9 protein-coding genes are annotated in these 8,206 nt (G+C 49.9%); 1 reads left to right on the forward strand and 8 read right to left on the reverse strand.

The features are described from left to right. The 8 genes from PHU49_05065 to dsrA form a co-directional block, all read right to left on the reverse strand. On the reverse strand, nt 1-1,100 hold a 1,100-nt coding region (locus tag PHU49_05065; GenBank protein ID MDD5243368.1), incomplete at its 3' end, for a (Fe-S)-binding protein. A 422-nt stretch (nt 1,101-1,522) separates the two neighbouring features. Then, a complete protein-coding gene (locus PHU49_05070) occupies nt 1,523-2,419 on the reverse strand; it encodes a hypothetical protein (protein ID MDD5243369.1) in 897 nt (298 codons plus the stop codon). Between the two features lie 85 nt (nt 2,420-2,504). After that, nucleotides 2,505-2,822: a TusE/DsrC/DsvC family sulfur relay protein gene (locus tag PHU49_05075; GenBank protein ID MDD5243370.1), complete on the reverse strand. Its 318-nt coding sequence runs from the start codon at nt 2,820-2,822 to the stop codon at nt 2,505-2,507. A 10-nt stretch (nt 2,823-2,832) separates the two neighbouring features. Beyond that, on the reverse strand, nt 2,833-3,033 hold the full coding sequence (locus PHU49_05080; GenBank protein MDD5243371.1) for a YHS domain-containing protein: 201 nt from the start codon (nt 3,031-3,033) through the stop codon (nt 2,833-2,835). After that, entirely contained in the window at nt 3,026-4,450 is a 1,425-nt protein-coding gene (gene cobB / locus PHU49_05085; GenBank protein ID MDD5243372.1) for a hydrogenobyrinic acid a,c-diamide synthase (glutamine-hydrolyzing), read from the reverse strand. The genes PHU49_05080 and cobB overlap by 8 nt, the downstream gene beginning before the upstream one ends. A gap of 48 nt (nt 4,451-4,498) precedes the next feature. Next, entirely contained in the window at nt 4,499-4,702 is a 204-nt protein-coding gene (locus tag PHU49_05090; GenBank protein MDD5243373.1) for a hypothetical protein, read from the reverse strand. A gap of 32 nt (nt 4,703-4,734) precedes the next feature. After that, entirely contained in the window at nt 4,735-5,799 is a 1,065-nt protein-coding gene (dsrB, locus tag PHU49_05095) for a dissimilatory-type sulfite reductase subunit beta (protein MDD5243374.1), read from the reverse strand. 17 nt (nt 5,800-5,816) lie between these two features. Further along, complete coding sequence (dsrA, locus tag PHU49_05100) at nt 5,817-6,980, reverse strand: dissimilatory-type sulfite reductase subunit alpha (GenBank protein MDD5243375.1); 1,164 nt, start codon at nt 6,978-6,980, stop codon at nt 5,817-5,819. A gap of 395 nt (nt 6,981-7,375) precedes the next feature. Here dsrA and PHU49_05105 point away from each other — a divergent pair, with 395 nt between their 5' ends. Then, nucleotides 7,376-8,134 carry a DUF134 domain-containing protein gene (locus tag PHU49_05105; protein MDD5243376.1) on the forward strand — a complete coding sequence of 253 codons (759 nt, stop codon included), beginning with the start codon at nt 7,376-7,378 and terminating at the stop codon, nt 8,132-8,134. Nucleotides 8,135-8,206 lie beyond the last annotated feature (72 nt).

The following is an 8,206-nucleotide window of genomic DNA, read 5'->3' on the forward strand; positions in this document are numbered from 1 at the left end:
GCGCTTTCTCTCGGGATATTGAGTTCCCCTGTCAAAACCCTGTCAGCGACAACAATCATTGCCTTGTGTGCATGACCGCATTCCCCGACATTGATCTTTTTTACCTTCAGTTGTTTTGCTATCGTGGCTTGTCTAATGGCAACCCTTGCAAGCTGGACATCATCATACCAGACCCCATAATTTACAGCATCGTACCCAACGGTCTCGCTCGAAAGCGTCCAGCTTATCCCTGCCGCGTCGAAGAGGATGGCAAAGGCTTCGGTATTTTCCGGCCAGGCGAGGAATTCGCCTGCATTATGGAGAAGGAGTATGTCCGCCCCCTCCTTGTCCACCGGTATTGTGATCTTCTTGCCTGTCTTTTCCTCGATCTCCTCTTCCATAAATTCGATGATGTTTCCCAGGGCCTTTGGTGTGATACCGGTAGATGAGCCAACCTTTAACTGCTGCACTGTGCCCATTTCGTGGAGCTCCCTGGGGGCAATCCCCATCTCCTGGCTGAAGAGTTTCCTGATCTCATGACTGATAAGCCCGTTATCGACGCCAAGTGGACACACCTGGGCACATTTTCTGCAGAGCGTGCAGCGGTAAGCGAGCTCTGCCAGGCGGGCAATGAGGGTCCAGTTCAGATCTATATCGCTGTTTGTCAGTCTCCCCAGCAAGCCCCCTCTTTTTTTCAGGTATTTGTTGATGATCCTCCGGAGTATCTCAGGGCGGTACGTGGGGCGGTAGATCTCCTGCTTTCCGCTTGCAATGTATGCAGGGCAGGAGTCGTTACATATCTGACATTTCACGCAATAATCAAGAGAATGCAATAGCGGCTGGAGGAATGTCCAGTTGTTTTCCCGTGAGAGAAGTTTTTCCAGTCCGGAGAGAAACTGCCTTACAAGTTTTTCCTCCTCTTCCTTGCTCACCGGTTTTGGAATGCCTATGGCAAGGATCCCGTCAAGCGATGCCTCATAGCGGTCTTTCTGGTCCTGAGTGAGCTCTTTCATGGCAGGATCATTGGCAGGATCATCATATGGGTAAGGGAGCGGCGCGAGATCCCCAGGCTTTATCCTGACAAGCTGGTCGGTTTTCTTGCTTATATCCTCTATTTTCATAATAATAAATCCCAAATCCGAATTTCTAAATCCTAAACAAATTCAAATGTTCAAAATTCAAGACACGGGCACTATGGATTCGTTTTAAACATTTGATATTTGAATTTACGTAGAAAACAGCATATCCCGGATACATCATCAGGTCATCGGTGGCGGGCTTTCCTGTAGCAAACCGTCGTGAGGCGAGGAAGCTCGGTCTTTTGCGAAGCAAAAGTTCCGAAGCCGAACGCGAGCGAATGGAAGCCGCTGGAGCGTATGAGCGTGTTTGCGGGGAAAGTCCGGCACCGATGACCATCCTCAAGAAAGTTCCGGGATACATCATTTACATTCCTCGGGGGAGAGTGCCGCACGAGCGCGGCATGTGTAATTGTTTAGTGCTTCGATATTAGGATTTCGTGCTTCAAAGTTTGGATTTATCATAGTCACTGTTCGCTCCATTTTTTCCCGGTCTGAATATGCGGTGCAGACCAGGTAACCTTTTGATCGAAGAGTTTTATCAGCTTTTTCTCAAGTTCGCCGCCCCTGACATTCGGCTCATCGTCCCAGCGGATCAGGAAGAAAACAAGGAAACGGGTTATGTAGTGCAGCGAACGCGTAAACGGCAGGTATATAAGGAAGAGGTCAAAGAGTATAATATGGGCCGCTGTGGCTGGTTTAACGCCAATGAAATGAAACGTGATGAGTCCAACCCAGAATTCTCTGTATTCAGCCAGGTCTGGATCGACAAAATACCAGGAATAGAGTCCGCTCAGAAAGACCATCAAGGTGAAAATGTATGCAAAGAAACTGAGCGGTGAAGCGTATATCCGCAGATTCTCATCAACGAGGCGCTTAATAAAAAGCCCTATGCTCCCTATGGCGCCCGCGATAAAGCTTATGACACCCGTGAGGAGGATGGCATAATAAAAAACCCTTCCTGATATATCAGGCGATCCGGCGGAAATGGCAACGCCGAGGACCATGACAAATGCCCCGAAGAAGCAGAAGGTATGAAAGGCGATAATGAGAATAAACCCGATATGCCAGGGGTAGAGGGCCAACCAGTAACTGACATGGTGTTTCAGGTAGTCGCTGAGAATAAAATACTCTTTGAGGAGATATGATATGCCCCTTATGTGGCTCTTTTTCCGTACCTTCTCCCGCCAGTCTAAGTCTTCAAAGTATGAACCTCCATAGCGGTACTTCTCTTCATGTATCACCGGGTAGAGCTCCCACCGAAGGTGCGTCGGCAGACTGAGATACTTGACGATCTTCAACGTATAAGCGGTGATGATGAAGATGTAAGCGAAGTAGGTAAGGATGGCGAGGAAGATGTTCATATGATTTAGCTGAGAGCTGAGAGCTGAGAGCTGAGAGTCGACGATCTTTTACTCCCTGCTCTATGCTCTCCGCTCTGTGCTGATTTCAAACGCATCCCGTAGGTTTCGGGAGGCCCGCTATCTTGCAGGCGCCCTTTGCAGGTCCACCGGGGAATAACTGGTAGATTGTCTTCAGATCTAACCCGGTCTGCTTGACGAGCATCCGTATGGGTGGCGCTATTTCGTATTTAAGGTAATAGTCTCTCAGGTAATTGACGAGCTTCCAGTGATCTTCGCCCATGGGATATGCCTGTTCCACCTTTGCCAGGTCTTCCGCGACCTCCTTGTTCCACTTATCCGGTTCCTGAATAAAACCGTCCTCGTCGATCTCGATCTCTATGCCGCCAAGAGTTACCTTTGCCATTCGTTGCCTCCTATTTCTTGATGTATTTTTCAGGTTCTTTGTCGAAGTCCTTTTTGCATGCCTTACAGCAGAAGAAATATTCTTTGCCGCCGTGAGTGCTGGTTGCCCGGGGTGCCGCCCTCACTGCGCCGTAGAGTTTGGCGACCTGGGAACCGACCTCGATCTCTGTGTGACAAACAGGGCATTTGACAATTTCAGCTCCTTCAGCCATTATCCGCCTCCTTTCGTTGTGAATGATAAAGATAGGGCTCACGTGCGTGTTCCCCTGAAGCAAAGGCTACGAAATTGTCAGCCCATGCGGGTGAACCGAGCGCGTGGATATGGAGGTACGAGGCGAAGAGATTCTTATATATAATCCCGTCCATGGAACCGTTCACCCCGCGCCCTCTCGTGATGTTTAAAACAAGGTTAAGACCTGCCGGATCTGTGAGTTGCGAATAGTGGAATTCGTGCCCCCTGATCAATGTTCCGTCAGCAAAAAACGGGTTGTGACCTGTAACCTCCGCGTGAACGTAACCATGCCCCTGAGGTCTCTTTGAGAGGACCACCTCTGAAGGGATAACGCCTGCCATTTCATGGACCTTACCGTTTAAGCGGATTCCGCTGCAAAGGTACATGAGACCTGCGCATTCCGCATAGACCGGGAGGTTATCCTCTATCGCCAGCGCTATAGAGCGCATCAGGTCCCTGTTGGCCGACAATCCCTGGAGGTGGAGTTCAGGGAACCCCCCGCCGATATAGAGACCATCGATGTCGGGTAATGTTTTGTCATGAAGAGAATCGATCATTACTAATTCCGCGCCTGAGGTCCGGAGTGCTTCGAGATTTTCAGGATAGTAAAAATTGAAGACACGATCATATACAACGCCTATGCGGGCCTGAGGTTTTTTGACCTTAGCCGCCCTCTTCTGTTTTACCGGATATTCTCGCGCGCTGCGGGCGACAGAGAGGATTCCGTCAAGGTCAAGGTATCGCGCGGTGATGTCTGAGATTCGCTTTATGATAGTGTTTCCGGATTCGTTTTCTCTGAATGGAACAAGACCGAGGTGCCTCTCGCTGATATTCAGGTAGGCATTTTTTGGTATCGTTCCGAGGACAGGTATCCTGCAGTACCGTTCAATAGCATCGGTCAGCTTCGACGCGTGTCTCTCGCCTGAGACGTTGTTGAGGATCACGCCCCGTATCTCCGTGTCGGGTTCGAAATCCTGATACCCCCTGACAAGGGCAGCGATACTCCTGCTCATCCTGGCGGTATTGACAACGAGTATCACAGGGGTCTTGAGCAGTCTTGAGAGGTGCGCGGAGCTTCCCTTGCCGTTTCTATCAATGCCGTCATACAATCCCATATTTCCTTCGATGATGGCGATGTCAGAACAGGGCGAAATAGTTTCGAAGCTCCTGAGCAATCTCTTTTCGCCCATCATAAATGCGTCAAGGTTGCGGCAGTTGTTGCCCGATGCAGCGGTAAGCCATGACGGGTCTATGTAGTCGGGTCCTTTCTTAAAGGGCTGCACCTTGAGGCCCATGGCCCTGAAGAGGCTGCACAGTCCGATGGAGACTGTGGTCTTTCCGGACCGTCCGGCCGGCGCGGCGATCATGATCCGCGGCGGTATTCTGTCTTCAACCATTGATCCGTTTCTCACTGTTCACTGTCCACTATCGACTATTCACTGCATTTATGCATCCTTCAGTTTTATGAACGAGGCGCCAAGGTAGATATACTCAATGACACCTTCCTTGCTAAGCTCGGCGATTGCCTTGTCAACAATATGCTTATCAGCGCCAATCTCTTTCGCAACCTCTCTGTTCTTTGCCTTTGATACTGTTTTAAGATAATCGATGATCTTTTGTTTCAGTTCGCCCGTCACTTCATCTGCCACTGTATTCACCCCCTTAAGCTACCACTTGTAAGCTACCATTTGAACTGAGTGGTTGTCCTGTAGGTCTCAACCGCATGGGTAAAGTCGTCTATGTGCTGTTCGGTAAACGGTATCCCTGTGAGCTTGAAAAATTTCTCCCAGCCGATCCGTTCGACCCATTCGCCCATCCTCTCATATTTCCTTGCGCTGCCGGCGTAGACCTCAACGATCTTCTTGATCACATCGACGACCTCCGGCCAGCGGGGCGGCGTGTTGGGCAGGAAGGGGACAACCATCCTTGAGAACATCGGTGGCTTCCGGGCATTGGAGACCTTGCCGCCGACGTAGATCGCAACGCCATCACCAACGGGATCTGCAAGGGGCATCGCGGGACAGACCGTGAAGCAGTTTGCGCAGTACATGCAGAGGTCTTCCCTGACAATGACGCTCTTCACGTTCGGGTCCGGATGACGTCTGATGGCCCCCGTGGGACAGGATTGGATCGTCGTAGGGATCTCGCACTGCGCGAGGACCTTTTCGTTGTCTACCTTCGGAGGTCTTCTGTGGACACCGACGATTGCGAGGTCAGAGCAATGGATGGCGCCGCACATATTAATGCAGCAGGCAACGGCGATCCTTATATATGCCGGCAGCTTCATGCTTGTGAAGTGGTCATAGAGTTCGTCCATAACGGACTTTACGAGACCGGAGGCATCAGTTGCCGCGCTGTGACAGTGGATCCAGCCCTGCGTATGGACGATATTAGAGATACTGTTGCCCGTCCCCCCTACGGGAAGTCCGAGCTTGTTTACCTCCTCAATGATCCCGTCAGCTCTTACCTTGCTGTCAGTGATGAATTCGACATTAAACCTGCTCGTGAAGCGGAGGTGACCATCACAATATTTGTCAGCTATATCACACAGGTCCCTTACAAAGTCGATACTGACAAGCCTTGGTGACCCTACACGCACCGTGTATGCCTCATCGCCGCTCTCAGAGACATGCTTGAGGACACCGGGGCGGGGGTTTTCATGATATTTCCACTTGCCGTAATTTTTCTTTATGATATCCGGGAGCATCTCCTGGTAATCAGGCGGTCCTATGTCGGTTCTTCCCATGTTAACCTCCTTATTTATTAGAAAAATACATACGGGTTTGCCCTTGGTTTGTAAACCATCTGCGGGACCGGCGGGATTCCCATTTCACGGAGAAACGTCTTTAACCCTTTTCGTTCGATAAGTTCAGCAAGCCTTTCCCTTGTCCTGCCATTTTCGTCCCACCAGTCCCATATCTTGCGGAGAAGTTCTTTCATCTCATCATAGGGTGGCTCGATCTTCATGAATGGAATAAGCACCCAGGAAAGATATGCTCCTTTTATGATGGGCGCTTTGCCGCCGATGAGGATCGTGGCCCCGGTATCGACACCCGGCCTGATCGCCTTTGTCATCTTGTTGATGCAGTGCATACACCTGACACAATCGTCCGCTATCAGTTTAAGTTCTTTTGTTTTTTCGTCCCACTCAAGGGCATCGGTCGGACATTTGTCAACAACCAGTCCCTTGACGTCAAACCCGTTGTCCGCGTAATTCTTTACAGCCGCCTGATCAATACGGAGAGTGTCTTTCCATGTGCCGATGACCGTGAAATCTGCCCTCGCGATCGCGGCGACACAGTCGTTGGGGCATCCCGACGCCTTGATCTTGAATTTGTAAGGCCAGCGCGGTCTGTGGATCTCGTCCTGGAATTCCGTTGTAAGATTACGGACAAGGTCGAGGGTATCTATATTCGACCACTCACAGCGGGCCTTCCCGACACATCCGGCGATCGTACGGAGCGCTGAACCGGAACCGCCCAGGTCAAATCCATTTTCGGTCAACGTATCAAAGCAGGGTTGCAGATTTTCTGTTGTAGTGCCAAGAAGGATAATATCTCCCGTGGAACCGTGAAAGTTTGTCATACCGCTGCCGTACTTCTCCCAGATGTCGCAGAGCTTTCTTAATGCCTTGGTGGAGTAAAACCAGCCCGCAGGATGGTTGACACGCAATGTATGGAAGGCCGCTGCGTCAGGGAACTTTTCAGGGGCATCGCAGTATCTTCCGATGACGCCGCTTCCATAACCGGTAACACCGACAATCCCGCCATGCTTCCAGTGGGTTACCCTGTCTTTGTAGGACAGTTCCTGTATCCCGAGCAGATCTTTTGAAGCCTTGTTTTTCTTCGCTGCGCGTTTGATCTCCTTTACGTAGCTCGGCCATGGCCCCTTTTCGAGCTCGTCAAGCAGAGGGGTTTCATCTGCCATACCGTCACCTCCTTAAAGATTTTGATTCCTGTGTATAAAAAAATGCCCCTTCATGGAAAGGGCATATTGACAAGACCCAAAAGATACTTGTTGTCGGCAAGACTGCGCGAACTGCAACGCAACGTTCGTTTATTATTCATGGAACCTCATAACGTGACTCCCCCCATTGATATGGATTCATACCCCATAACTTTATATATAACAACAGGAAGGGAACTTGTCAATTTTGGATATCAAATTCCGGAAAGAAGGCTCTTATAAGTAAAATAGATTGCGACAACTACATTGCTTCTAATGCATGAAACAGGTTTTGAGATAAACGGTTGAGGAAAATTTATTCAAGTTGCACTTGACAAGGACGTAGTTATGAATATATATTCATAATAGAGGTACATATGCCAAGACCAACATGCCGTCGTAATATAGGATTTCTTCCTCACGTAACATATTTCAAACCAGCCGGGGTAAGGATGGGGGAATTGTCTGAGGTCATCCTTCAGCATGACGAACTGGAGGCTATCAGGTTGAAAGACCATCTTGGGATACCGCAGGAAGAGGCGGCAAAACAGATGAATGTATCACAGCCTACTTTTCACCGTCTTATACTATTAGCTCATGAAAAGATGGCAGACGCCGTTGTGAACGGAAAGGCGCTCAGGATCGAAGGGGGCAATGTAAACATTGATGATTCGCAGATACCGCCCTGTGGCTGGCGCCACATGTGCGGGCATGGATGGCAAGGAAAGTCTGTGTCTCAAAAAGGTAATATATTGCTCACGGAACAAGGAGGAACGATGAAGATAGCGATAACAAGCGTTGATGGAACCTTGGAAGGAATGGTGGATGAGCGTTTCGGCAGAAGCCGGAAACTTATCATCTATGACAAGGAGAATAAAAACCATACTGTAATTGATAACGCGGTGAATATGGGTGCGGCACAGGGCGCGGGGATTCAGAGCGCGCAGAACGTAGTAAATTCTGGCGCGAAGGTGGTTGTCAGCGGTCATCTTGGGCCGAATGCCTTCCGTGTGCTCCAGGCAGCCGGCGTTGATGTCTATGTCGCATCCAATATGACTGTAGCTCAGGCGATTCAGGCATACGAGCAGGGAAAACTTGCTAAATTGACCGGGCCCGATGTAAACGGACACTGGTGAGAATAGGGCAGTGAACAGTGAATAGTATACCGTATATAGTGAACTGCATGAAAACCCGATACTTGATGCCGG

It is taken from the genome of Syntrophorhabdaceae bacterium, assembly GCA_028713955.1.
GTDB lineage: Bacteria > Desulfobacterota > Syntrophorhabdia > Syntrophorhabdales > Syntrophorhabdaceae > UBA5609.